This is a genomic window from Mesorhizobium sp. M0437, from assembly GCF_040321335.1.
Taxonomy (GTDB): domain Bacteria; phylum Pseudomonadota; class Alphaproteobacteria; order Rhizobiales; family Rhizobiaceae; genus Mesorhizobium.
On the sequence record NZ_JAMYRK010000036.1, the window covers coordinates 14,669 to 40,494 of the forward strand.

18 protein-coding genes are annotated in these 25,826 nt (G+C 58.5%); 2 read left to right on the top strand and 16 right to left on the bottom strand.

Going from position 1 to position 25,826, the window contains the following annotated elements; all coding sequences use genetic code 11:
* Positions 1-750: 750 nt before the first annotated feature.
* The 5 genes from NKI72_RS21405 to NKI72_RS21425 all read right to left on the bottom strand — a co-directional run bounded on the left by NKI72_RS21405 (position 751) and on the right by NKI72_RS21425 (position 12,263).
* Positions 751-999 carry a hypothetical protein gene (locus tag NKI72_RS21405; RefSeq protein WP_352753951.1) on the bottom strand — a complete coding sequence of 83 codons (249 nt, stop codon included), beginning with the start codon at positions 997-999 and terminating at the stop codon, positions 751-753.
* Entirely contained in the window at positions 987-1,589 is a 603-nt protein-coding gene (locus NKI72_RS21410; RefSeq protein WP_352753949.1) for a hypothetical protein, read from the bottom strand. The genes NKI72_RS21405 and NKI72_RS21410 overlap by 13 nt, the downstream gene beginning before the upstream one ends.
* A gap of 339 nt (positions 1,590-1,928) precedes the next feature.
* Positions 1,929-5,348, bottom strand: coding sequence for an ATP-binding protein (locus NKI72_RS21415; RefSeq protein WP_352850821.1), 3,420 nt, complete (start codon positions 5,346-5,348; stop codon positions 1,929-1,931).
* Positions 5,345-6,604 (bottom strand): metallophosphoesterase family protein, encoded by a 1,260-nt coding sequence (locus NKI72_RS21420; RefSeq protein ID WP_352753945.1) that lies wholly within the window; start codon positions 6,602-6,604, stop codon positions 5,345-5,347. Before NKI72_RS21420 ends, NKI72_RS21415 begins: the two co-directional genes overlap by 4 nt.
* 70 nt (positions 6,605-6,674) lie before the next feature.
* Complete coding sequence (locus NKI72_RS21425; RefSeq protein WP_352850823.1) at positions 6,675-12,263, bottom strand: DUF3320 domain-containing protein; 5,589 nt, start codon at positions 12,261-12,263, stop codon at positions 6,675-6,677.
* Between the two features lie 1,026 nt (positions 12,264-13,289).
* On the opposite strand from NKI72_RS21425, the gene NKI72_RS21430 reads away from it, so the two are divergent.
* On the top strand, positions 13,290-13,631 hold the full coding sequence (locus NKI72_RS21430; RefSeq protein ID WP_352850851.1) for an excalibur calcium-binding domain-containing protein: 342 nt from the start codon (positions 13,290-13,292) through the stop codon (positions 13,629-13,631).
* Positions 13,632-13,660: 29 nt separating this feature from the next.
* Here NKI72_RS21430 and NKI72_RS21435 read toward each other — a convergent pair whose 3' ends face one another.
* The 11 genes from NKI72_RS21435 to hemP all read right to left on the bottom strand — a co-directional run bounded on the left by NKI72_RS21435 (position 13,661) and on the right by hemP (position 24,768).
* Positions 13,661-14,815 carry a DUF4236 domain-containing protein gene (locus NKI72_RS21435; protein ID WP_352850825.1) on the bottom strand — a complete coding sequence of 385 codons (1,155 nt, stop codon included), beginning with the start codon at positions 14,813-14,815 and terminating at the stop codon, positions 13,661-13,663.
* Between the two features lie 58 nt (positions 14,816-14,873).
* Positions 14,874-15,914, bottom strand: coding sequence for an OmpA family protein (locus tag NKI72_RS21440; protein ID WP_352850827.1), 1,041 nt, complete (start codon positions 15,912-15,914; stop codon positions 14,874-14,876).
* The gene (locus tag NKI72_RS21445; protein WP_352850829.1) at positions 15,911-16,630 is read right to left on the bottom strand and encodes a methyl-accepting chemotaxis protein; all 720 of its coding nucleotides are present in this window, start codon (positions 16,628-16,630) and stop codon (positions 15,911-15,913) included. Before NKI72_RS21445 ends, NKI72_RS21440 begins: the two co-directional genes overlap by 4 nt.
* Positions 16,631-16,637: 7 nt before the next feature.
* Entirely contained in the window at positions 16,638-17,225 is a 588-nt protein-coding gene (locus tag NKI72_RS21450) for a hypothetical protein (protein ID WP_352850830.1), read from the bottom strand.
* Positions 17,225-18,043, bottom strand: coding sequence for a hypothetical protein (locus NKI72_RS21455; protein WP_352516049.1), 819 nt, complete (start codon positions 18,041-18,043; stop codon positions 17,225-17,227). The genes NKI72_RS21450 and NKI72_RS21455 overlap by 1 nt, the downstream gene beginning before the upstream one ends.
* Entirely contained in the window at positions 18,036-19,469 is a 1,434-nt protein-coding gene (locus NKI72_RS21460; RefSeq protein WP_352850852.1) for a hypothetical protein, read from the bottom strand. The genes NKI72_RS21455 and NKI72_RS21460 overlap by 8 nt, the downstream gene beginning before the upstream one ends.
* 854 nt (positions 19,470-20,323) lie before the next feature.
* Complete coding sequence (locus tag NKI72_RS21465; RefSeq protein WP_352491520.1) at positions 20,324-20,935, bottom strand: nitrogen fixation protein NifQ; 612 nt, start codon at positions 20,933-20,935, stop codon at positions 20,324-20,326.
* Positions 20,936-21,258: 323 nt separating this feature from the next.
* Complete coding sequence (locus tag NKI72_RS21470) at positions 21,259-21,459, bottom strand: ferredoxin (RefSeq protein WP_352491466.1); 201 nt, start codon at positions 21,457-21,459, stop codon at positions 21,259-21,261.
* A gap of 40 nt (positions 21,460-21,499) precedes the next feature.
* Positions 21,500-22,717 (bottom strand): cytochrome P450, encoded by a 1,218-nt coding sequence (locus NKI72_RS21475; protein ID WP_352480501.1) that lies wholly within the window; start codon positions 22,715-22,717, stop codon positions 21,500-21,502.
* Between the two features lie 846 nt (positions 22,718-23,563).
* Positions 23,564-24,631 carry a hemin-degrading factor gene (locus NKI72_RS21480; protein WP_352850831.1) on the bottom strand — a complete coding sequence of 356 codons (1,068 nt, stop codon included), beginning with the start codon at positions 24,629-24,631 and terminating at the stop codon, positions 23,564-23,566.
* Positions 24,632-24,663: 32 nt separating this feature from the next.
* Complete coding sequence (gene hemP / locus NKI72_RS21485; protein ID WP_023678236.1) at positions 24,664-24,768, bottom strand: hemin uptake protein HemP; 105 nt, start codon at positions 24,766-24,768, stop codon at positions 24,664-24,666.
* A 588-nt stretch (positions 24,769-25,356) separates the two neighbouring features.
* On the opposite strand from hemP, the gene NKI72_RS21490 reads away from it, so the two are divergent.
* Positions 25,357-25,677 carry a HesB/IscA family protein gene (locus NKI72_RS21490; protein ID WP_352850832.1) on the top strand — a complete coding sequence of 107 codons (321 nt, stop codon included), beginning with the start codon at positions 25,357-25,359 and terminating at the stop codon, positions 25,675-25,677.
* Positions 25,678-25,826: the final 149 nt, after the last annotated feature.

Here is a 25,826-nt window from a genome sequence, read left to right on the forward strand (position 1 = left end):
CTGACAGAAGAGGCCTCAGCAGCGCAGCGGGACGAGAGATACAATCGCATGCCCGGCGCGGCGCGATCCTCCGCATGATTACGCATGGACCAGCGCAAGCGCCTCGCCGGCTTCACCTCCGGGCCACGCGACCGACACCGGTTGTCGACAAAGCACCTCGGTGCGCGGCATCTGCCGCACCGTTAAAGCCAACGTACAGCGACCTTAGAGGCTCGCGCATACGCATCTGAGACACTCAAGGGTAGAGATGTCCCAAAATGCAAGACGATAAGAAAGCCTCTCGGTTTGGCGTTGATCGTTGACACAAGTGCTATATCAGCGGTCTGCGTCACTGAGCTCCACGTCAGGAACATACTGTCGGATGCCAGACTATCCGAATCGACGGACGATGCAGTGTTCATCGAACTGCGCAGCAGACTGATTGAATCTACGGCGTGATATACGCTGAATTCGAGCAATCGTACAAAATTGGCCGCACTGAGCTGGCGCAAACATCGATGTCGTACGTAACGCGATACGATCTCAAGCAGGTTCGCGGAGGAAAACGAGTTCGTCACAGCTCTGCGCGCCGGCGAGTAAGGACTGATTGCACGATTGCGAAGCATGAGGGACCATTACTACCGACTTGAGCATCGTTTGGAGGACTGCGATATCCCCACATGAGAGATTGGGTTCGGCACCGAAAGCAGCAATGCCGATCCATCGCGACCCTGAGCTTTAGCCTCCGGACGTTCGGCGCTTGCTTGCCAATCAACCAGTGCCGTCGGGCCAGCGGATCTCGAATCCGCCGGTTCCAATGGGCCAGGCCAGGCCAAAGCCGTTGTCAAACGCCAGACTTAGATCGTTCTTGCTCGTCACCTTCGCACCGACGAGAATTACCTGTCGGCCAGTCCACCGCTGATGCTGGCGGTAGTCGAGCAACTGGCCGATCGCGGCGCGAATCGCGAAGCGCATCGTAGCCGCATCAGCAGGCTTGATCTCGACCATCACTTCCGGCATTGCGTCAACCGCAACCGAAGGTCGTCGCGAAAACAAGCGGGAAAATCAATCCGCGGATATCGCTCGCTGAGAAACGCTACGAACTGTTTGTGCAGACTGTCATGCTGAGGATGGACATTGATCTCGTACTTCCGCACATACCGTTTGTAGACGTCGGACGCTGCCGCTCCAGCCGGTCGGCCACGACCTCCATCATGATCGGGCGAGGCCCCGACGGGAGCGACTGGCTCGCCTTCGATAAATGCCTTTACTCTCTTGACGAATGCTCTGGCGGATCGATCTGTCGTATCGTTCGCATACCACCAATTTGCCTGGCCACTCCACCCTTTGCCACGGTGCCTATCCTCCGGGGGCAGCACGAATGCATTTTCGGCGAGTGTCCTAGCCCTGAACGACCTGATCTTATCCTTGTAGTGCTGGGCGGAAGGGTTACGCCCCTTGAAGTGCTGGCGGTGGCGATACAGTCGCGCACCGCGATACCACCCGACCACCACGCGCGGATCTTTGCCTTCCTCCGGAGCCGTCCAAACGATGTCGATCCCGTCGACAAATTCGTCGTGCTTGCCTGAACCCAGATTCTGGATGCGCACCTGCCGATCCAATTCGCCCTTAATCGTCTCGAAGCGCCGTAAACGTACCCGTCATCGGCTGCAACAAAGTTGCATTCTTCCGCGCAATAACCCTGCTTACTCGGAAATGCCCCGCCACCGAGAGGCGGGTCATCCGCGCTCCGCCCGGCGTAGTCGTTCATCCACGCAACATTGCAGAACAAAATAGGCATTTCTCAACCTCTATGGGACGTCATGACGGATTCGATCGAAAGTTCCTATATCAGACGAGTTGGTTAGTTGAACCGTTTTGAGGCGAATTCTAATCGAGCCTAATCCAGCTGGTGAATGGTAGATTGTGGCACAACAGCCTTGGCGATTTCACATAGGTGCTTGTGGTGCGTGAGATAGATGACCTGACCTGTGTTCGCCATCTCCCCAAACAATCTGAAAACCTCCTCCGAGAATATGGTCAAAGGTTTCCATGATGTCGTCGGCGATGAAGGGAACCGAGGGCCGGAATTGCGCGAACTCGTAATAACCGGCGAGCCTCAGTGCCAGGTAGAGCTGAAAGCGCGCGCCCTTCGAAAGCGCGTCAGCGAGCTTGGATTGCCCGTCGCGCTGCACCGCGATGAGAACCTCCCCGCTTTTCACGGGCTGGGTTGTAAGGCCTGAATACTGCCCACGGGTCATTAGCTTGAATGCGTCTGATGCACGCGCCATCATCCCCGAACGGTGGTTCTCACGGTAGATCCGCAAAGCATTTCCAGCCGACATGATGCCGAGCTTCAGCTCGATGTAACGAACGGCCTTCTCCTCGATTTCCAACAGGGTTGTGCGCCGTTCGGCATCCAGGTGTGCAACCGCGCTGTCGCCGCCGATGGCGTCCAGCTTATCGGCCGCGCGTGTCTGCCGGATCAGCTGTTGCTGGATCATCTCATCGAACTGGCGAAGCCGCTGCTCGCCCTCAGCCTTCTCGACCGTGAGGCTGTCGAAATCGATCGCGTCCAGGATCGAGCGTGCCTCCTCGAATCCGTCGACTGCAAGTTCCGCCACTACCCCTTCCTCAAGGTCAGCGACGGCAGCGCGCAATCCATCCCGCTCGCGCAGCAGCTCATCGCGTTCGACTACTTCGGACAGAGTGGCGACGCCAAAAACGCCCAGCACTTCGTTCTTGCGGCGTTCGTGCGCCGAAATCTCATTGTCGAGGATGTCGCGCGCCTCCTTCAGGCGCTTCAGGTCGTGGCCGAGGCTTGCCTTCGTTTCCCGTGTCCGCTGGGCGCGCTCCAGGCGCTCGGCAAGGCGGATGGCCAACTGCTCCGGCTCGCTATCCTTCGTCGGCTCGTCGGCTTCAACCGCTACGGCGATGACCTCGACCAGAAAATTAGCCCTGTCGGCCGCCATCTTGTCGATACGCAGCTGCAGATCGTCCCGTTCCTGCAGGCTTCTTGACAGTTCGGCCAATTGATCGAGCACAGTGCCGACGCCGGATGCTGAGAGCCCGCTTTCGAGCCAAGTTCCCTTGAGTGCTTCGACAATGCCGGCCAGCCATTCCTCCTCGCGACGCTCCGCCACGCCTACGGCAACCCGTCGGGCCGCTAGATCCTCTTCTTTGGAGCTCACCATTCTGAGCGCCTCGGCATACTCTGCGTCCACCTTGCGCTGCCGATCCAGAAACAGCTCAGCGATGGCCATGATTGCTTCGAGGGTGTCGCCCGGCTCTGATACTATGCCGACGCTTTCCAGCGCTGCTCTCATTTCCAAGCGTATCTGCTCGCCGGCGTCAGCGGCTCGCTCCGCCTTCCTGCGGAGAAGTTCGATCTGCTCCCAGGCAGCGAGCGCATCGCTGCGCGCCTCGATCTGATCCTCGATCCTTTCGATCAGGCGCTCAGACGAAGGTTCCACGGCGTCTCCGAGCAGGTCTCTGGCGACCGCGCGGATTTCCAACAATTGGGTATCCACATCCTTGCCGAGCTGTGTGCGTTGGATGCCGTTGCGTGACAGGTTGGCCGCGACCTCGGCCAGTTCGCGAGTCGTTGCCCGGATCTCGGCAAGATCCGCCGCGCCGGCCAGCCGGCCCGCGCTGGCAATGTCATCGCGCGCCAGTGCCACGGCGAAATCGTCAGCGGTGTCACCGGTCAGCGCTGCGCGGTGCGTTGCCCACGCATCATCGCGGACACGGCGGATCGCGGCAGCCCCATCATCGTCGACAACGTCGACCGAGGCACGAAGGGCATCCAATCCAGCCTTGAGCATGGCATGGTTGCCCTCGTATTCGGCGAGGCGTTCGGCAAGTACGGCGGTGTTTCTTGCCAGTTCTGACGCTACTGTCTTCCAGGCGGCAATGTGCCCGGCGCTCGGAACCGCGACGTTGGCGAGAGCAAGGGCATCTCCTCTCCATGGACGCAAGCGCGCGAGCGACACCTCCCATCGAATTGTTCCCGCATCTTCTGCCTCGCGAGCCGTCCTGATCTCCGCCAGGTGTCCGCTTGCTCGCGCTTTCGACAAAGCCGAGCCCAGCCTTGCCCTGGCAGGTTCGGGCACTGCCCTTTCCTCGCCGACCCGCTGCCTTGCCGCCTGCAGCGCATCGAGTGCTGCCGCCGCCTCGTCGCGGGCGGCGCGCACCCCGGTAGCAATCCCGGACCTCTGCTCGACCATAGCGCGAACGACGCCAACGGTGACGGCAGGCAGAAGCAGCGCGGCAGGATCCGGCTCGGAAGATCGACCCAAGGCGGCTAGGCAGCTTGCCACGGTGTTGTTGAGGATTTGCAGCCCCATCCTGCGAGTGGGCAAGTCAAAGCCAGCCGCGGTATGGCGCACTTTGCTCTCCGCAAGCCCGCGGATTCGTTCGGAAATCGACAGGATCGATTCATCCTCATCGACCGCAGTGACTTTTGCCGCCAAGCGCTGGACCTCGTCGATGTTTGCGGACAGCCGCGTTCTGAGGCTGGCATCGTCATCGATGAGTCCGGTGACACTACCCGTCCACGTGCGAGCTGGGGAGGCGATGTCCGGCAGCTCATTCAGCCGGGCAATCTTGCGCCGGATATCCGCCCGCATCGGCGCAGCACGCACGTAACGAGCAATGGTATCCAGCCTGGCCACCAGCACCGCTCGGTCACTGATGGTCCGGTCGTATTGCTGCGCTGCATCGAGACGTTCGGCCTCCAGGCCCTCGTAGGTTGATGCAAGGGTATCGATCGCATCCCTGCGCGACTTCACGTCAACAAGGCGCTTCTTCAGGAGCGCCAGTTCGGTGCCATGCGCCTGCTTCCGATACAGAGCGTCTGCTTCGGCCTCGAGGGTGTTCAACGTATCACTTGCGTTCCCAAGACCGGCGCTTGCCGTGAAGAGGAGCTTGCCGAGGTCGCCCCGCGACTCCAGAATCGACTTCCCGCCCGCTTCCAGCGTCTCGTCATCGAGTGAGAACATCGTCGTGTAAGCGTCACGCGACAGTCCGGCGAGATGCGCCGTGATCGCCACGTCGCTCACCGGTTGGCCCGTCGCGTTCAATAGCGAATTAGTACGCTGTTTCGTACGCGTGAACGTGTGCTCGGAGCCGGCCAGTTCCAGCACGCCGCCAATGCGCATGGCGCTGTACTCGTGCAGGAAGTTGTAGCGGCTCCGTTCCTCGATGCCGAACAGCAAGTCTAAGTAGGCGGAAAGCGCGGTCGATTTGCCGGCCTCATTCAGGCCGAACACGATATGCAGGTCAGGTCCGGATTCCGGTTTGGGTCCGAAGTCGATCGTACTATTGGTGAACTTTCCATAGCGAATGAGGTCAAGTCGCCGCAACCTCATGACGATCCACCGGACTTAAGGCGGGCAGTGACCAAGTCCGCACCCTTGGAAAGCACCTGATCGAGGAACTGCTCCAGCCCGGCTTCGTCCTTCCCAGCAAAATCCCGTCCGTCGACCGGAAGGTCGGCGACCATCTTTTGGACGAACGCCCTCGCCTCAGCGCGGAAGGCCTCCGAGGTGGCATCGGCACGCATTGATTGCCCGAGTTCGAAAATCGGATCAGCAATATCCTCGGCGGTCTCCGTCCGAGGCGGCGCGAGGTCAAGCTCGAGCTTCTCCACCCACATATGGCCCAGCTGTTCCGCAGCCTGTTCGGCTTCGGCAAGAAGGAGGTCCCTGTCGCGGATCAGCGCCCATAACAATGGTGACGTCCCTCTCAGGCCAACGCGGGCCACAGCATGACGCGATCGGACGGTGGCCCGCATCTCTTCGAGCGCGAAACGAATACGCGCGACGGCCTCGGGCCACTCCACCGCCCCGGTAAGGTCGACGCTCACCCGTTCGAAATGCGCAACGCTGGTCAGCCGTTCCTCGATCTCCACCGAACGGTCGTCGCGCACCGTCACCAGGGTGACTGATTTCTCACCCGCCTCGTTAATATCCCTCCCCTGAGGTATTCCCGGCATCACCACGGTGCTTGCGCCGGAATAGACTTGACGAACATGAATGTGGCCGAGGGCCCAATAGTCGAAACCGTGGGCGTGCAGGTCAGCGATGCTGCAGGGCGCGTAAACGTCGTGACCGGGCGATCCAGCCAGACTGGTATGCATGATGCCTATGTTGACGGCCCCTTCACGAGCAGCCGGATATTTGGTCAGCAGGCTGTCCGGGGCCTTTGGGTTCGCAAAGCTCAAACCGTGGAAAACGATGTCCAGACCGCCGGCTGTCTGCAATACCGACTGAGCACGACCGCCGAAGATGGTAACGGTGTCGGGAAACACCAGCTGTTTGGAAATCCGCGACAAGGCGTCATGATTGCCGCGGATCTTGAAAACCCTGATGCCGGTCTGGTGCAGGCGTGTCATTTGCGATGCCAGAAACCGCGCAGTTTTCATCGAGGTCTGCTCGCCATCGTATAGGTCGCCAGCAATGACCAACGCGTCGACTCGTTCCTCAAGGCAGAGATCCACTATCGAAACGAATGCCTGGCGGCTGGCGTCGCCCACGAGCCCGGCAAGATCGGGATTTCGCATCGCCAGCGAACGAAGCGGCGAGTCGAGATGAATATCGGCCGTGTGTACGAATCGAAATGCCATTCGGCCTTCGCCAGGGAAAGAGGTGTTCTGAGCTCGACTGAAATTGCAGCGAGGTCGCTGCAACGCCCCATTACACTTCGGCTAATTTCTCGCTCGTGGAGTCGCCGACCACCAACAAGCCGTCTTGGGACCGTAACAATCCCTTGGCAACTGAATCGGCGACCGCGGCCGAAATCAGCTGCTTCAATTGTGCGCTTGTGGCTTTGAAGCCCAGCATCCTCGCAACGCCTGTGGCAATTTCTTCCTCTGTCGCACCGAGATTGGATTTCACGACTTCCATAGCGCCTTGGGCGACCTCGTCCTGCGCAATCATTTCGGGCTTGCGCAATCCAGCGGACACGACCCCACTGCGATCCCTGAGACGAACAGGAGCACTTGGCTTGAAGCAGAAGTTGCCTCGACGGGCTACTGCACCACCTCTCTGTGCTATGCTTATCCCCCGCTCGATTGCATCCTGAATCCTGCCACCGGCCCGCTGCAGACCCCAGGCGTCCCGAATACGCGAAACTATTTCGTCGACATGGATTGGCGTTTCTGTAGCCACGACCTGCTCGACCAGTCCGGCCATGATTCCGCTGGGCGTCTCGTGGAGTTCGAACGATCCCGGTCGCTTTAGTTCGGCCTCTTCGTAGGCTCGATTGGGTGTCTCGGATCCGTTTGTGCTTTCGAGACCGATTTCCGTCACGTTGCCTCTGTCAACCGCAACAACCTGCACGGCTACAGCTCGATTTCTCTGGACCCCCAATTCGGCCCGCTCATCGAGTTCCTTTCTGGCAGCCTCAATCGCTATTATGGTTCGCTCCAGCTGCTCACGAGGTCGTTGGAACCAGTCAGCGCTCCAGATCCGATGAATAATCCAACCATGGTCTTCCAGAACAGATTGCCGTAGCCGGTCACGATCTCTGGCAGAGCGAGATGAATGATATTCCGCGCCATCGCATTCGATGCCAAGAATATAGCGGCCTGGCCTCTCTGGATCCGCAACAGCGAGGTCGATGAAGAAGCCGGCAATGCCTACCTGAGCATGAACCTGATAACCCTTTTCGATCAGGGCGTTGGCTACCTGTTCTTCAAAGATTGAATCCATTTCGCGAACCGTGGCTTGGGCAAGCGAAATTCGCCCTGTTCTCGCGTAGTGCAAGAAGAGCTTGAAGGCGAAGATGCCTTTCCCTTTGCCACGCTCCAGGTCGATGTCCTCGTCTGTGATGGACGCGAATACTTCGCAGCTGCGCTTGGCGCGGCTTATGAGGACGTTGAGCCGACGCTCGCCGCCTTCCGCGCCAAGAGGGCCGAAACGCATGGCCATGTATCCCTGCGCATTCTTGGCATACCCCACCGAGATCATGATCACGTCGCGCTCATCGCCTTGAACATTTTCGAGGTTCTTGACGAAGAATGGCTCGCTTGGATGAGCGTGAAAGAATTCCTCGGTGTCGGGATTTAGTCGCCGCAGCGCTTCGAGTTCATCTTGGATCGCGCGGCGTTGGCTAACCGAAAATGTTGCAACGCCTAGAGTCTCTTGCGGGTTCACCTTCGCATGACGGATGATCGCTTCGGCTACAGCTCTCGCCTCTACCGGATTGGTTCCTGTGCCACCGGAATCGAAGACCCCCTCCGGCACATGATGAAACCGCAATCCCATACCTGCCTCTTGGGTATAAGGGCTTGGCACGATGAAAAGCCGGTTCTCGTAGAACTGGCTGTTCGATACTGCGATTAGAGATTGGTGACGGCTACGGTAGTGCCAGCGGAGCATACGCTGCGGCAAGCCGCGGGCCGTGAACAGGCCGAGGATGCTTTCAATGTCGGCGACCTGCGCGCCCTCACCCTCGTCATCGTCAGACTGCGAGCCTGTCATCTTCGCGAAGAAGGTCGTGGGTGGAAGTTGGCGTTCGTCGCCAACAACGACCACCTGATTGGCCCTGGCGATCGAGCCAAGCGCGTCCACGGGTTGTATCTGAGACGCCTCGTCCATCACGAGCAGATCGAAGGACATCCGGCCGGCCGACAGGAATTGCGCCACCGAAAGCGGGCTCATCATGAACACTGGCTTCAGTGCCTGGATGGCAGGGCCTGCCTTCTGCATCAATTGCCGGATGGGCATGTGGCCTCGTCTGCGCGCCATCTCAGAACGAAGCAGTCCGACAGGTCCAGCTCCGCCGTCTCTTGAAGGAATTTTCCGGTGATGAGCCGTTACAACTTCGATGGCGCCGGCCTTGATGCGCCGGCGGTCCAGATCTGCGAAGTCACGTACAGCCCTCGAATGCAGTTCTCCGTCGAACCTTGCCAGCTCCGGCTCATCGGTCGCCATCGCTAGAAACATTCGCTCGTAGTAGGCCATATCAAAAACTGATCGCGCCGATCCTGTTGTGATCTCGCCGTTGGCCAGGCCGTCTATCAACTGTCCCAGTCCGGCCTTGCGCGCTGTTTCAGACCGCTCTTCATAGGCAACCCATTTCGAGAGCTGCTCCTGATGATCGAGCCAACCCTCAAGTCGAGAAACGACCTCGCCTATCGCGACGTCCGGAAAATCGTCTACTCCAAACAACGAGGAAGCATCGGCTTTCAAATTGCTTGAAAGCGCCTTCAATTCCTGCGCTGCCGCTTGGGTCGCTTCACGTGCTGAACGAGCCGAGTTTGCGATCGCGATTCTTTCAGGCAACCGCGCAGCCAGATGTCGGATCGAGCCATTTTCTTTCAGCCAAAGCTCGGCTTGCGTGAGAGCGGCCCAATCGGATCCTCGACCCTGCCACGACGAGCCGAATGCGAACTTGCCAAGGCTTTCCCCGGCATCGATCTCTTGAGCAAGCGCTTGTAGTCTGCCTAGTCGGCGCAGTAGCTCCACCCGCTCAGTGATCAGATCCGGAGCGTCAGTCAGAACCTGTCGTGACGCATCATCGGCTTGAGCTACAGTGCTCGCCTTCGCTTCCATCAGTTGCAGCGAGGCCCGCTCGGCGGAAGCCACGTCGCCTAGCATGGATGACGCGAGGTGCCCGAGATCGTTCCAGAAACCCTCGATAATCGGCCGACCGATTTCGATGACCTTGCGAACTCGCGCTGCACGCGCGCCGGCCTCGGTGCGTTCCGCCATCCGGCCGGCGATAATCCGAGGTTCGGAGCCCAGCCCCCGTAAAGTGCGCATCCATTCCACTAGCGCCAGCAGTGGCACAGATGGCGATCGCTCCCCACGCCAATCTGCCCCGAAGGCGGAACGGCCAAAAGCGTCGCCTTCGCGGACTCTTGCTGCGGCAGCCTGACCCTTCATCAACAGGTCGAGGAGACCAACTATCTGCGTCGCAGGCGCGCTGGGGTCGACCACAATAGTCCGCACAAGTGCAGTGGCGCGACGGTAGTCGCCGTTCAATGCTTTCAATATCCCGGTGTGTGTGGCGAGCGCTTGCCGCGCCGCGGCCACGTCGGTACTCCACGCGGCATCAACAACCTTGCCCTGAAGCTCGGCTCTGGCAGTCTCTAGCGTCGCTACGCTATCGGCAAGGTCGCCTGCCTGTTCCAGCCCAGAGTCCCAAACGGTGGCTGCGAATGCCTCAGGGCTCGCATCGGGGGCTGCCGCAACTCTCTCGCCAGTCACCACTAACCTGAGAAGTCCTGCAAGCGTGTCCGGTAGGACCGTAGACCCCAGTTCTTGATTTAGCCGCTCAGCTTCTTCCTGCAAGCGTGGCAGCAACACGGTTAGTTGGCGCGCACGATGGAAACCATCTTTCGGAAATTCCGAGGGAAGCTTTGCAAGCTCTGTCTCGAGACCTTCAATTGGCGTGTCGATAGCCATCGTCGCCAACTGCTCTGAAAGTTCCTCGGACTTGCGGGCGAAATCCGTTCCTGACCAGAGAAGCGATGAAGTGTCTTTCGGACGCTCATCCCATACCGGCGAGACGAGCGCCTCGGCAGGAAGCCCAGGCGCAGACGCAAGAAGTTCAGCGCGATCTTCTATCTCACCGCTGTCGCTGAGAATTTGCGGAGGCTTCGCCTCGATCCGCTCAGCAATATCGACCAGTTTGGCGTGCAGCGCCTTGGCTTGATCCAGCAACGCCGCGATGCGTGGGACGAGCCTCTCAATGGTCGTTGGAAGAACGACATCCAGGCCAACTCCCCTCCATGGGTGGTGGATGGGCAAGCCGATCTCGTTGATCCGTTGAGAGACCTCATCGAGCAATTTGCGACGTTGCGAAACGCCATCATTTGTCCAGCTTGTGGCGTCCGTAAGTTCGATGTCCACGGGTTTCTGACCGGCCTGCCTTAGGCGGGTCAGCTGACCTAGAACCTGATAAGCGGTGAGTTCGGAGGCTCCATACGGAACATGCATCCTTGTAGCATGTGCATTGAGTTTATCCCTAGCCTCCAGCAGGCGTTCAGTAAGAGAAGAAGCCAGCTGTCCGCGAGGCGATCCGAGTTGCCAGGTGCGCCGCAACTCCTCCAGCATCATGCGCTTGTTTGCCTTGTTGCTATGGAGCTCGAGGCAGGCGTCGCCCACCCCCGCAGTGTCAAGCCGTCGCTTCACGACCTCAAGTGCGGCCATTTTTTCCGCAACGAACAGCACGGTCTTTCCGTCGGCAACGGCCGACCCGATAATGTTCGCGATCGTCTGCGATTTTCCTGTCCCGGGAGGACCTTGGATAACGAGGTCGCGACCCTTTCTTGCATCATGGATCGCCAGCGTCTGAGAACTGTCACTGTCGACGATATGCAACATTTCGGCAGGCGCAATATGCGGATCAATCGCAATGTCGTCCGACATCAGCGGTTCGCGTGTTTCGAAACCATCTGAAAGAAGCGAGCGGATCTTCGGTTGTTCGATAATCTTTGCGCCATCCGGCCAGAGATCCGGATCCAGGTCACGGTACATCAAGAACTTAGCGAACGAGAAGAAGCCGAGCACCATATCATCGGCAAGCACCTGCCAACCCTCTTTGGTCGACACTGCTTCGGCAACGGCATCGAGATAGGCCGAGACGTCGAAGTCGTCTCCTACTTCAAAACGCGGCAGGGCGAGCTTGTGGATACGGTCGAGATAGAGTTCCAAGGAGAGGTTTGCGGTAAGATCTTCCGGACGAGCTCGCAGCCGAAACTTTTCTCCAGCGGCCCCTCGCTCAAGCCGTACCGGCACCAAAATGAGAGGAGCCTGACGGTTGTTTTCTTTGTTGTTCGGGTCAATCCACTTCAGCATGCCAAGGGCCAGAAAGAGGATATTGACGCCCTGCTCTTCCTCAAGTGTGCGGGCATCGTGGTAGAGATCAAGGAGCCGGCGCTGCAGCCCCGTTGGGGTCATCCTCGTCTGAAGCTTGGTGTCAGAATGTCGCGCAGATACCCCTCTATCGTCGAATCCTTCGTCCTCAGGCTGAGCAAGAGCAACGGGGGAATAGTCGATTTCCTCGTCTGGAGGGCTGCTTTCAACCTGGCCTGCCTTCGGCCGATCCGGCTTGCCGGCCAGGAAGGTAAAAGCCTTTCCTTCGCTCACCAGCAATCGATAGATCTCAGACGACCTCTCGTCGACAATATCGATCGTCTTCGCGCTCTTTGAAAACCGTGGCACATTCAAAAGTCGGTTGCGAGCAGAAAGGTCGAGCAATTCCATCCTGGCTCGCTCGAGCTTTTCCTTTAAAGGCAGATCGCTTTGGAAGACCGATTTTTCAACTTCCGACACTCACACCCCCCTGATAGGCTGGACACATAGAGCCTACACAAGGGCTGTTCGCAACATAAAATGCTCGTTTTTCAACTTCGAATGGCTGCCACCAACACTTCAATCGTTTTAGTATTGTGAGCACCGCGGCTTAGTGGAAAAATTGCGGATGTTTGTTTAATGTTCCGGACACTTCGCATCCCCACCTTGATCTCGAGGTTCCCTTTCGGACAAAATGCCATCATACCTCTGGACGAGGTGTTGGCAGCTCTGGCATCTGCCTCGCCGGCCACGACCAACTGGCGCACAAGCCGACTTCTTTTTCAATCGGCCCTCCTAATTGCATTCCGAGAAAACTTGTAGGCTCCAGCGCGGAAAGATGGTCGTGTTCACGAAAAGGGGCAACTACAAAGTCGTGACTTCGGGCTGATCTGCGAAGGCACCATGGTGTTCAAAGCGCCGAACTACAAGGCAAACCAGCGCCAGCGAAAAAGGCGCCTACGAAGCGTGCAGAGGCACGTTAGAAATCATGCAGCCTGCGTTTCGCAAAGGATCGGAAATTGAATAACAATCGCTATTCTCATCGTCGCCGCGCGCGACCAAGGCGCGGCGCGGAACCAATCGTCCGCAGACGTTTCTTTCCAGATGTGCCCTTGCCTCTGATCCTAGTGATCGTGGTGGCCTTGGCTGCTTACGCCACCCACTATTTTACAGGGCCGGGCGACCAGTTACGTGGTCTGGATATAGCAAACTCGACCGGGTCGAGACCGGCGCCGATTGTCGGCATAGCATCGGTGGTTGATGGAGACACGATAGAGATCCACGGGCAGCGCGTCCGCTTCAACGGCATCGATGCACCCGAAAGCCGCCAATACTGCAATGACGCGAGCGGACATCAATACCCCTGCGGGCGCCAGGCGGCCGAAGCACTGGCGAATTTCCTTGCGGCTTCGCGGCCTGTCCAATGCACATTTGTTTCATGGGATCGGTACCGTCGCCTTCGTCGGTGATTGCCGTCGCGCGGACGGTGTCAGCGTCGCGTCCTGGATGGTTGAACATGGTCGAGCCTTGGACTGGCCCCGCTACAGCCACGGGGCCTATGCGCAACAGCAAACTAAGGCTGAAACCGCTAAGGTCGGAATCTGGATTGGAACTTTTGACAAGCCTTGGGATTGGCGCGAACAACATTCGGAAGCTACGAACCCAACCAAAAGCCCACTTGGGCTCATCAGCCGTCGCCAAGTAGCACAGAGCTACTCATGCCAACCTCGCCGCTTTTGCAGGCAGATTTCATCTTGCGAAGAAGCGCGTTGGTATCTCGCCAACTGCTCATGGGGGAGCAAGTTGGATCGAGATGGCGATGGGATTCCATGCGAAGGCGTTTGCTGACCTGGCCATGCTTTGAGCCATCGCCACTATCAGTCCCTTGAGTGCGCGTTCAGCGTTATGGATTGGCGGTCGGAGCTTCGATGCAATTGCGCGAGTGCCGATAGAGCCTGGCAAAAGGGCTGGCTGACGTTTGTCTTGGAAAATTCCACCAGCTCGTTAAGTCCGGACGGGCTAGAAAACCGCAACGCTTCGTAGCGGCAGACAGGGATCTGCCGATTGTCTTTGAAACGCTTGTCGGGCCCGCCGTTTTTGTTTGGGTGAGCCCAAGTGTAGCTCACGATCTCCGCATCAGATGGAACTTTGCCGGTCTCGATAAAATTACTCGGGGCGAATTGGGTCTGCAGATCGGCATATCCGACTGCGCCGTATCGGTTTCCGTCCTTCACCAGCACTAGGTCAGGCATGAAGAAGAGCACCTGCCGACCCACATGGATTGAAGGCGGAGTAACGTTGCTGCGCACAACCTTCGGCAAGGAGCTTTCAAGTGTCGTGGGCTTTTTATCGACCAGCATGCTGGCCCCGGCATTTCGCTTCCAAGCCGTCAGATCCTCTATCTTGCCGCCGGCAGCGACATGCCATCTCCCGCCGCAGCCGGTGAGAGTTTCGAACGCGCCGACAAGTCGCCCGTAGGCGGCCTCCGCGTCTTTTTCCAAATCGTAATAGAGCACGCTTACCCGACGGTAGCTGTCAAACCATTTGCCAATGAGCATACCCGGCACAAAGGCACCGATGCCCAGCACCGGTGCGGCACCTCCGAGCTTGGTCCCCACAAGGAAACCTGCAATCCCGAACAGAACCGCGAGTGCTACGGACAGCCGCGTCTGCGATTGCCTAGCATTGATTTCATCGAGTACATTGGCAAATGTCTCGTCACGCATCTCCACCACATCGCGGGACTCGATTTCCCTCATTACGACGCCGTCAGAGACGTACTCCGGGGGCGAGGATTGTGGACGGGGTTGCGGCGCAGATCGGGTTTGAGAGAGCTGTACTACCTTCTTGGCGCTAGCCTTGCCTAAAGTGCCACGATAGTAGAGCCCACCGACGCCGGCGTGGATGTAGTGACCTCGTGGCCCAGTGCCGATGCGGAGGCCCTTCACGCCAACGGAAGCGCCAACCCCGCCGGACGAAAAGTTAAAGCGGAATGGTCCCGCACTGATCGATTTTCGAACGTAAAACCCCATAGCCCAATCCCCCAACTCAACTGCCGTACCGGCTAAGGCGCCAGTCTCTCGTCCCCATTCATGGCTTGGCGCCACCAACCGGCGCCAATTTTGATCGCTGCCTCACCCTAATCTCGATGCGCCTTCGAGCCCGCACATCGCCCATCTGCGCTCCGTCGGTGAGATGATCGCCGGGCAGGATGAGCTGACCACCTGACATCGGCAAAATCGTAAACCCCTTTAATGCGGGCATGTCACTGAGCACACTCGTGACTGAAATCGCGCGCGCCAGACCAAGGCCGGCATTGTCGGCGGGATGGAGTGAGCCGATTTCCACTGTCCCTGACAAAACCGGTTGGAGCCCTTTGTCCATGTTGGAGGATTCGCCCGCCATTGCCTGTTCGTCCGTGTGTCCAATCACCTCAATCACGTCGACACCGTAAGAGGTCGCAGTGCCGGCGATTGTCTTCGCAAGATCGCGCAACTTTGTTTTGAACGGATCCGAAAGCTCTGCGCTTCCGGTATCGAAATTATAGCCATCCAGTTCGCTGAGACTAATGATCGGCGGCCAATCGTGAGGTTTTGCTGCTTGCGTCGGCTCTGCAGCCTTTTTGAGCACATCAGCCAGATCCTGCAGCCCTTTGTCGGTGCCGATGTAACCAAATTCTTTCAAGACCTTCGCCGCATCTATCATGGCCTTGGCCTGATCAACGCTTATGTCGTTGTCCGCAAGGACCTTCGCGACAGGGGCATTTCGCACGACCTCCTCCAGGGAAATACCTGCTTCCTTGACCGACTTAACAGCATCCTTGGCCAGGACCAGCTCGCGCCATTCTTCGTCGGGAACGGTTCCTCCGCTCGCGGGCTGAAACACCGCTTTTATCTGAGCCAGAAGCCGCTTGTTTTCGGCTTCGAGCCTCTGCACGTTTTCCTTGTTTGATTGAGCGGCTCGCAGCGCCTCATCGGTCTCTTTCTGCTTTTTCGTGATGATAGCACCGGCTGCTAGCAGCAGGCAGAACACCAAAAGCAGCATCGTCTCGGCCATGGTCAGGCCCAGTATCAAACCGCGGCCGTAACCCTTGCGCTCGAAGGCGACCGAAGTTCCGCCAGCGTCACTCACCTGCCCCACCAACTGGTTCGCTTAGGCGGTTCCGTTCGTTCGGCGGGAGGCTCGCTTCCCAGAGTTTGGAAAGCGTCTGGTTGGGGCTCAGGCTCGACCCTAATCGGTGCGCTCTCGACGGTGTCATTTGCGGCCAGATCTGCCAGTGGCTGTTCGATCGCGATAGGAGCGTTGAGAGGGGGAACAGGCCTCGGCGCGTGGAGGCTTCTTCCTGCCAAGGTTGCGACAAGGTCTCCGGTGTCCTTGCTTTGCTTTTGCACCACTGCAGCAAGCGCCTGGGTCAAGCGCTGTTGCGCTTGGACACTCTCCGCTGTTTGCTCTGCGGCTGCCACAGCCCTTTCCACACCTGCGGCCACTTTAGCCACAGCATCAACGATGCCCGCCATGCGGGCTTGCTGTTCCTGCGAAGCCGTCTCTGTTTTGACAGCATATTGGGCGACCGCGCTGCCAAGGAGTTTCACCATCGGCGCCAGATCGTTCTTAAGGACCTCATCAGGGACGACAACCTTCTCTAACTTGGTGGCTACGCTGTCGGCCTGTTCACCCAGTCTGCCAACTGAAGAGGACATTGAGCTGTTGGCCTTGTCGAGCAGATCGGCTGCCGCCTCGACGCGCTGTGCGATCGACGAGAACTGACTTTCGATCTGCCCAAAATTATCGCTCAAAGCATTGCTGAGCTTTCCCGAGGCCTCTTGAACCGGTTTGATCGATTCCATCGCGATTTTATCTAGCGCCGATCTTATGTGCTCTCCGTTCCGCTCCGCTTGAACGGCAATTTCGGCAAAACCCTCCTCCAACATCTGATTGCTGACGCGGCGAAAGTCCAGCGAATTCCCTGGTTACACTTTCCATCTCAGCTCTTACACGACGCGTCATATCGGCGAGTTCGTGCCTGGCCGTCCGTTCGATGTCGGCAGGATCGCGGCGCATCTGATTGTAAAAGATCCGCAGAGCAATGCCCGTGATCGTCGACGTCACCGCGATACCAAAGTTCCTCACGATTGTGTCGGTGGATCCTTCGGAACCAAACTGAAACAGCGATACGCCGAGACTCGTCAACGTAAACAGGAAACCCATGTAGTAGAGATTGTCGCCAGTCTGCTCATCGTGGAGCCGCAGCTTGCCGGTGAAGACGGACGCGGCAAGATAGATGAGCATCAGGCATACCGGTGCGCTCGCCGCCATTATCGGGTCTACGCCCGACAGCTTGGCTATTGCGATGAACACACAGCCGCCCAGGGTTAGTGTCGCAAAGACGACAAGGGGCAGGCTCGGATGTCCCAAGAAAGACTCCCCTCGCTTCTTGGCCATCAGTTTAACCCCTCCAACCCTACCAGCTTCTCAAACTCGCCATGATGAGCTTGAACCCACCGGGTCCAGAACTCTGCATGTCCGAAAGAGCCAAATGGCTTCTTCGCCCTATCGACATAGAGTATCGTAACCCCCACGCCATCAAGCGATGTCCCGTAGGTCCTGTCGGCCGAACTATCAAGGTACTTCTGGTAATCGAGACCCGAACGATATTGTGAGTACAGCGCCGTATGTTCAATCATATCCGACACGACTATTATTCGCTTTGCGGTCTTCTCTTTCGCCAAACCGCTATCGAATAATGACAGTTTGATTTTTTGCATTCCGGCCATGATTGGAGATTGGCTAGCGGATTCTCCATTGGGAATCTGGTCGGGAAGCTTCGTCAGAGGATCCTCGAATGCATCTTCCCATTTCTTCTGCCGCCGGGACGGATTGTTCGTCCAGCTGTCGACCGTCGAGCCATCGCCCGGGTTGCATCCATCAAACATCACAGTCAGGTCGCCGGGGGTCGGGCCCAGCGTCAATATCCTCAGATAGCCGCCGGGCTCGACGCGCCCAATGGTCTTACGGAATTCATTCTTCAAATCGGCCATGGTTATTGGCGAAATCGGGTCGGTGGCGTCGATCAAGACCGCCGTCAGGCTTACAGGACCGGCCAACGGGCAATTCGTGCTGGCGTCGATTTGGTCCTTCCCGGATCTCGACCACATCCAAACAAAACCGGCCAGCATCGCAGCCGACAGCACGGCCAATCCAACTGCTGCCACAATGGTGCCGCCACTGCCATTCTTTCTTCTGCGGCCCCGCCTAGCCATTCACGCTGTCCGTATGAAGCTTGTCGAGATCTCGGTACTGTTCGATCCCCCGCTCGCATTCCAGCCCGATGAGCCGCACCTGAGCGTTGAGTTCTTCCTGCGCGTCACGAATTGAGGCGCCCAGGTCCTTCTCGCTCCATTCATCGTCGGACGATATCAGGGGTTTTATGCGCTCGAGTCTGTAGGGCGTGGCAAAATGTTTTGGCGCTGGCTCTGTGCGGGCCTGGATATTGGCCTCCCTGTACTTTGCGAGAAGCTGGTTGCAGGCTCGCTCCAGCTGGTCTTGATGCTGCACAAAGAGCGTCAGCAGCCTCGACCGATGATCGATGATCGCCCGATGCTCCCTGCGTCTGCTCCCCAGCCGCTTGACGATGTCCTCCACCTTCTCGTTGTGCTCATCGCGCACCTCTTGCAGAGCCTCGATGAGCTCGCTCTTGCGCTCGATGTAGTCTTCCCTGCGAGCGACCAATCTGTTTTCGACACCCGCATAGCCTGGGTATGGGTCGAGAACGAACCAGCCGTCGATAAATGCAAAAATCGAAAACATGAGACCGATGCCGAACAGAAGCCAGGATTTCACATCCATAAGGCCGGCCGGATTGGCGAGCATGCTGCGCACAACCTCGACACCGGCTCCGTTCACAAAGGACCCGCTGACCTCGCGGTAATGTGCAAGCGCTAGGTTTATGGTCAATGCCAAGCCGATGTATGCCACTATCGACAACGCGCCGATCACCTTCACGAAAAACGATCTGTGAGTCACCAGGCGTGCACAAAATATTGCGAAAAGCAGAGCGGCGCCGATGTTCAAAAACGAGAACGCGGCGGCTTCGAGGAGTCCGCCAAAAAATCCCTGTTCATTTCCCTTGGCAAGGAAATTTCCGTTCATCGCCGTTTCAATCAGAAACAGGAAAATCAGCAAGGAAATTCGGAAAACGTAGGCTGCTCCGTGCTGAATCCTAACGGCGCGGACAAGCCCGTGCTTCTGTTTGAACCAGGCGTGCTCCTTCTCCGCGTCGTTGAGCGATTTTCGCAATCCGTGAAGTTCGTCCAGGCCTACCGCGATCGAGGCCTTGAAATCAGAAACACTGGCGGCGTTCGCCTGACGGATCAGACCAAATTGCTCTTCAAAGTCGAGGCCCGCCAAACGTCCGGAGAGAAGCTGCAGGCTATCCTCGAGGGTGTGGTGTGCCGCCTTTTTTTCGTCCTCGACCCTCTCGATGACTGCATGCTCAACGTCGTCGAAATTCTTGGCCGCCTTCGGAGGTTGGTTCGCCTCGCCCCGCTGCTTTCCGCGATCTCCAAGATCCATTTCGCGATCAATTTTCGCGACATCCAAGCTATTGAACAATTGGGTGCTGGCGCGGAAATCGTGATTTGCCTCTAGCAGTGACTCTCGGAGTTTATTTAGCTTTTCGAATTTTATTCCCACAGCACCGCACCCAGATTTTGTACCTCTGCCCGCACAAATGGCTTCTATGCACAGTAGAAGCAAAGGGCAACTGCGTCTTCGCAACTCTGCGGTCCACTGCTCACGAGACGATCGTCTGATGTAAAAATGACCACGATAGCTGCCGTGGCAAGCGGGCTTGGGCGAATGAATAGGCCAGGCAGCATACTCTTCTCCGCCGGGCTTTGTGGCGAAGGAACTGAAGATCACGCCAACGAGCTGATAAAATCGACTCCAGAGGCGTTTGCGCAGTAGCAGAAGCGCGCGCCCTATTTGGCTGGGACTAGACTGCCGACCCCAATGTCCGCCGTCCTGTGAAACCGGCTACGACCTCGATTGCTTCGTCGGCGACGTTGATTCGTTTGAGGCCAACAGAATTAGTCTTGAGCTTGATCGCCAACTTTTCTGCATCCTTCAACCGGGCCAACTGCTGCTCCAACTGGGCTTGCAGCTTTGCAATTTCCGGTTCAGGTCGAAAGTCGCCTTCTCTTCGAGCGCCTTTCTTATCGGCCCGCTGAAAATCGGTCGAAGTCTGGCGTTACCAGGTATAATGCTGACGTCAACAATGGACGCTTCGATATACCCGTCCACGTGGCCAGTTCCGTTCGTTCTTGCCGACTGGTTCTGCTGGGCGCAGTTATTTATGGCGCCTTGCTTGCCGCAGGGGCCATTCGCAGGTCGCGGCCAGTCATCTTGCCCAGGAGGCCGAAAAGAGGGCTATCGCTGCCGAAATGGCCGTCTCAACGATGGCGTCCGTCGAGATTTGACAACAGACATATGGCGCGGCGCGAGCGCTGACGCTGTACGACTGACGCAAGCGGCTCTCAATCCTAGGCGTTGTCCTTGGTCCGTGTGAGGCGGCTTTCGCCTTCATCCGGGCCGAAGCAGCTTTCGAAATCATTGCAGTCCCGGCAACTGGGGGCGCTGCACAGCGAAAAACCTTCGGCCTCGCAGAGCTTTCGGTAAAAGTATTTTTTCCATTTCATGTTTTGGGTGTTGCCGGCCGCCAGCGTCGGAAAATGCGAGGCGAGCAGGCGGCCGAGGTCGGTTCGATTAAAAAGGCCAAGGTCCTGCCAGAGGTGGTCATTGCGCATCGCACGCCGGGCGATGATCTTGGCGAAGCGGGCGCTCGCCGGGTCGCCATGTCGGGCATGCGCCAGCAGCAGTCCATGCAGAAGTTCTTCTTCCAGATCCGGCTCGGGCTCGCTCACCTCTTTCAAGGCAAACGCGTTGATAGGAAAAGCAGGGAAACAGCGGACCAGGACATCGCGCAACTCGGCGCGCGAAAGTCCGGTTGCCTCCGTCGCCGTCGCCTCGCCGGCCTCGATCTCCTCGAGCGCACGTGAAAGCACACAGGCAAGCACATGCTGGTCGAACCTCCTCTCCAGCTCGATGTGCGGCCATTGGCCGGTGCTGAGCCGGGCATAATGTTGGGCAAATATGGTGCGTTCTCCTGGTTTCGTCCTATCAAATCATGCAGAGACCCGGCCTGCCGCAACATGGGTCGGGCAGTTCTTCGGTATGGCACTCCGGGTCGCCTCGCGTCGAGTAGTTCGGCAATTCTCGTCTGGTCCGTCGGCTCTGACGCAAATTCTGTGATTGGAAGAGGTGTTCGCGAACCCCTGCCCTGCCGTTTGCGCCTCACGGGGAACACTGGCGCTGGAAATGCCCCTGCAGAGTTGGACGTGAACCGTGCGGGACAGAGGTCGCGTGCTGAGTGCGGCCACATGGTTCAAGCCCGCCAGACTCTCGGTTGAATGAGTCCTCAAAGCGCGCAGCGGGTGAGTTCCAGCGCACGTTCAGGACAGGATCGCGCGCCCCGCGATGCAGGCAGTTCCTCCCCTTCCGCAACTTCAATGTCACCGGGCAGGATGTAGCCCTCGTCATCAAGCTTGAAGATGTCCGGCGCTTGCGCCGCGCATCGCGCGTGACCCTGGCATTTGGCCTTTTGGACGATGATGCGCATTGCGCTGCCTCCATTGTCTGTGCCCCGGGTCGGGGCGGGCCTAAGACCAGTCCAGGATCAAATTTTCGATCCCGAACACATGGCCGCCAGAAGTTATCGGTGCCGTACCCTGCTTGATCCTGAAAGCCGGGATGCGCGCCAACCACTCCTCCAGGCCAATGACAATCTCCCGCCGGGCAAGGTGTGAGCCAAGGCAACGGTGGGGACCATAGCCAAACGCTGCGTGGCGGTTGTCCTCCCGCTCCAAATCGATTGTGTTGGGGCATTCGAATTCCGCCGGGTCACGATTGGCAATCATCGTGGCGCAGGAAACATAGTCCCCCTTCCGGATCGGCGCGCCTTCGAAGTCGATATCTTTCGTAGCCACGCGGATCAACTGAATGGGCGGATAGGCCCGCAGCAATTCTTCGGTTGCGAGCGGGATGCGGTCCGGTTCGCTCCGCAGCAATTGCTGATCTTTGAGGTTGCGCGCGAGGTACGCCAAGTCAAAGCCTATAGCTGCTGCGACCGTGTCGAGCCCAGCGACGAAGACAAGCACGCCGATGCCGCGGACTTGGGTGTCCGTCAGCCGGCGGCCCTCGACCCGTGCCTGCACGATAAAGCTCATGAAATCGTCAACCGCCTCCTGGCGGCGCATGGCTGCAAGTTCGTCGATGAATGCCACGATCGTCCGGGCAGCCACAGGTCGTTCCTTATCGTCGCCGTGGAGCAGATCTTTCCCCCAGCCGACGAATGTATCGAGTCGGTCATCGGGCAACCCCAGAAAGCGAAGAAAGGTGCTCACCGCGAAAGGAAAGGCAAAATCCTTCATCACGTCGCAGCTTGTGCCCGACGCGGCGATCCTTTCGATCAGCTCGACCGCCCGTTCGCGGACAGCCGGTTCCAAAGCCAACACCCGCTTTGGCGAAAGCAGCGGATTGAGCAGTGAGCGAAAGACGCCATGGGCCGGTGGATCGAGCTCAAGCGGGATCGTCGGCCAGTTTTCACCCAGTATGGAGGAGAAGATGCTGCGATGGCTGGAAAAAGTCTCTGCGTCCTGCAGCACCTTCCGCTGGTCCGCGGCACGGGTGATGACCCAGGTACCCCGGCCATCTTGCGTGTTGTAGCGGGAGTAAAAGATCGGAGGCCCGTCATGTACGCAAGCGACAGCTGCGTGTGGATCCCCGTTGGGTGTTGGTGGCATCCCTGGCGATGTAAACAGGCTGAAGTCCCTCACCATTTCGGGCGGGACATGATCTGGAACGGGGTTGGTCGCCATTTTGTTTTCTCTACATTGGCGTTCATGGCTCGATTGAGATTGCACCGCTGTTCATAAAGTCGATTTCCAGCATGGGCACGTCTCTTGTCGGGCGCCTTCTAGATTCTGTCGCCTGATACAGCCCACCTGCACCAGCGCGGATGAGATCGGTTGCGAAGTCGATCAGAAGGGGCATCTCCGCCGCGCTGCGGGCATGAAGCAAAGCCGCCGCTTATCCCCGTTAGGGTTGAGAGGCTGGTCAATCACCTCTGAGCTCCGTGACGCACTGCTGATGCCCTGCTGATCAAATTGTCGAAGCAAGTCGCGTGCCGGATAGGCGTACCCATGGCGCTGCACCAAGCAATGCCAGCCTGCACTAGGCCCGCCGCTGATGATCACCTGTCCATCATTCTTAGGACAACGTCCGACAACCGACATCCGTGGTCGGTTTTGTCGAGTCCGCGACATCGGGCTGTTCGGCTTGGCTGCTGCTGCACAGCCTTCCGGTCGACGAGCGAGGAGATCGCTCGCACGGCCCGGATTGAGCAACGACGCGATCCAGCGCAAGGTTCGGGTGCGGTCCGACAAGACCCGGCCGCGCTTCCGCTTCGGTTCGGCGCTGATGGCATTGTTGTAGCCGCTGCAAGGATTTCCGGTCAGACGAGCGATGCACTCGTGCGCAGCGATCCGGCCGGCGACGAGCCTGACTGTATCGATGCGGTCAATTCCGGCGTGCACACCTGACCGTGCGTATGCGCTAACACGGCAAGCTCTATCGCACATGGACCTATATTTCCTCGCGAGCCGCTGTCGGAACGTGGCGCCGAGCCCTATGGCGGCCGGTTCAATCCTACGGGCCTGCCGGCTCTACACATCCCTGTCGGTCGGACCGGGAACGCGTGGCAGACTCTCGGCCAGAAACCGCCAGTCGCTGCGCTCGCGTTCGCCTTCCTTGCGCGTGCCGAAGAACTGGATGATCATCTTGCCGTCGGCGCCATAGGCTTCAACGGACGTGACGTGACCGTCCCTCGTCGGCTTGCGCACGGCCCAGACCTCGCGGATGTGATGGGTCCTAAGATGCAGATGGAAGGTCTCGTCTAGCACATTGATCCGCGGCCCGATCTGCTTGACCGACTTGATCGGGCCGGAATGGATCTGGATGCAACCACGATTGCCGACAAAGCACATGATCGGCATCTCGTCTTCGGCCGCCTGTTGGAACAGGGCGCCAACGGCATCATTGTCGAGCAGCCAGGCGTAATCCTCGTCGGCCATACGCATCGCCTGGCAGCGGCTGAGCTTCAGTGTTTTCAACATATGGTAGAACTGATGCACGTCGCTCAGCCGGCTCCAGTGCTCGCGTAGGTCGTCGACCGTGGCGGTTTGGTCTGGACTCACTGCGTTATCGCGCGCCCCGCTCGCCTCGACCGATATGATCGGCTCCTGGTCGGAGGATACGAGCTCTGCCGCCAGATTCTGATAGGCGTGCAGGTTCGAGGCGGGCCTGAGATGTATTTTGTGCATCGCCTCGCCGGTGGCATCAAAGAATTGCAGGCTGCGGCGGATCTCGGCTCCCTCGCGCTTCTCGACGGCGAAGCCATACGCCCACGCTTTCGGGAAGATGCGCAGGTCGATCTCGTCGCCGAGCACCATGGCATGCGGGTTGCCGGTGACCACTTTGTCGTAGACGCCGATCTTTTGGTGCACGGCACTTTGGTTGCGAGTGACCGCCATCACCTCGCCGACCGCTTCGAGGCCGGTCAGCAGATCATCGACGCGCGGCTCGATGCGCACCGCGCCGTGACCACAATGCGCCGCGACCAATTCGGCTTCCGAAATGCCCAATCGAGCGGCGAGATCATGCTCCCGGATTTTCGGATTGTCTTCGCACGCCCGCCGGATTTCGTCCGGCGACGGTTTCTCGCGCTGGTCCATGTCTTACCCCTGCTTCCACCTACGTGTGAGGATCAGCTGCCCTGCCGGTGAATCTTCAGCCGATAGGGCGCGCCGTAATGCTCGACCCTGATCTGCTGCTGGCCCGTGAACAAAGTGTCGCTGGACAGCGTGCGCACGTCGTCGCACCCGCGCGAAAACCGGGGGTGCTATCGGAGCGGCGAGACCCGAGTGACACGAGCAGGCACATGCCGATGGAATCCCATCGAGCCGGTCGGCGGCCACTGGGCGGTGGTGAGCGATTATGGGTGTTGTCGCAATCGGCCAATCGGGCATTCGGATGCCACGGGCGGCGCTGCTTTGCCAAACAAAGCGTATCTGACCCAGTCCTGACATGTTGCTCCCTTGCTTCGCCCCATCGATCGCGAGGGCACCCACGACACGATTGTGGATCGGCAGTCTCTTGCCGCCTCGCCAGTGGAGCTTCAAAAACCGTGCCAATTGCGCCGAAGCAAGCTCACAAGAAGTCTTCTGTAATGGTCATTGGTTCAATGTGAGTTCAGCCAACAACTCAGGCCCAACATCCCGCGTGGCGGACCCGACAAACCCGACAGTACGTGTCGGTTGGCCGACACCTTCGTAGCAATGGACTCACAAGAACCACCGCAGTGTCAGAGATGCCGCGCTGTGTTGAAACATTTTTTCGCTTTGGCACGGTGCATGCAACGTGATGCGCAAGCAGGTCCCGGACTGAGGAGAATGGAGCCATGATTACGCTCACCGACAACGCTGTTGCCGCCATCAAGACTGCTCTTTCCCGCGCCAGCGAGCCGGCGGAAGGCTTTCGCATCATGGTCCAGGCCGGCGGCTGCGCCGGCTTCAAATACTTAATGGGCCTGGAGAGCGTGTCGCGCGAGGGCGACGCGATCACCGAGACAGATGGGATCAAGCTGTTCGTGGACGCGGGCTCCCAACCGCATGTCGCCGGCATGACCGTCGACTTCCTCACCGGGCTCGAATCTTCCGGCTTTGTCTTCGATAACCCCAACGCGCGCGAGAAGTGCGGCTGCGGCAACTCCTTCAGTTGATCGCCCGAAGCGCCTGTGCGGGTCCATGAAGCGATTGCCGCCGACGGACTCATTTGCGGCAGAGGAGGCTTATATGGCCGGCACAACAGATGTCCCTGTCCTCAAGAACAAGGCAAGGTCGAAGCCGATCTTGGGACCGGCAATCGCTT

What these genes read in the sequence shown, in the direction of transcription:
- NKI72_RS21405 (WP_352753951.1), bottom strand. Translation starts at nt 999, where the DNA reads ATGCCGGAAGTGATGGTCGAGATCAAGCCTGCTGATGCGGCTACGATG.
- NKI72_RS21415 (WP_352850821.1), bottom strand. Translation starts at nt 5,348, where the DNA reads ATGAGGTTGCGGCGACTTGACCTCATTCGCTATGGAAAGTTCACCAAT.
- NKI72_RS21420 (WP_352753945.1), bottom strand. Translation starts at nt 6,604, where the DNA reads ATGGCATTTCGATTCGTACACACGGCCGATATTCATCTCGACTCGCCG.
- NKI72_RS21430 (WP_352850851.1), top strand. Translation starts at nt 13,290, where the DNA reads ATGGTTGAACATGGTCGAGCCTTGGACTGGCCCCGCTACAGCCACGGG.
- NKI72_RS21435 (WP_352850825.1), bottom strand. Translation starts at nt 14,815, where the DNA reads ATGGGGTTTTACGTTCGAAAATCGATCAGTGCGGGACCATTCCGCTTT.
- NKI72_RS21445 (WP_352850829.1), bottom strand. Translation starts at nt 16,630, where the DNA reads ATGGAATCGATCAAACCGGTTCAAGAGGCCTCGGGAAAGCTCAGCAAT.
- NKI72_RS21450 (WP_352850830.1), bottom strand. Translation starts at nt 17,225, where the DNA reads ATGGCCAAGAAGCGAGGGGAGTCTTTCTTGGGACATCCGAGCCTGCCC.
- NKI72_RS21455 (WP_352516049.1), bottom strand. Translation starts at nt 18,043, where the DNA reads ATGGCTAGGCGGGGCCGCAGAAGAAAGAATGGCAGTGGCGGCACCATT.
- NKI72_RS21470 (WP_352491466.1), bottom strand. Translation starts at nt 21,459, where the DNA reads ATGCGCATCATCGTCCAAAAGGCCAAATGCCAGGGTCACGCGCGATGC.
- NKI72_RS21475 (WP_352480501.1), bottom strand. Translation starts at nt 22,717, where the DNA reads ATGGCGACCAACCCCGTTCCAGATCATGTCCCGCCCGAAATGGTGAGG.
- NKI72_RS21480 (WP_352850831.1), bottom strand. Translation starts at nt 24,631, where the DNA reads ATGGACCAGCGCGAGAAACCGTCGCCGGACGAAATCCGGCGGGCGTGC.
- NKI72_RS21490 (WP_352850832.1), top strand. Translation starts at nt 25,357, where the DNA reads ATGATTACGCTCACCGACAACGCTGTTGCCGCCATCAAGACTGCTCTT.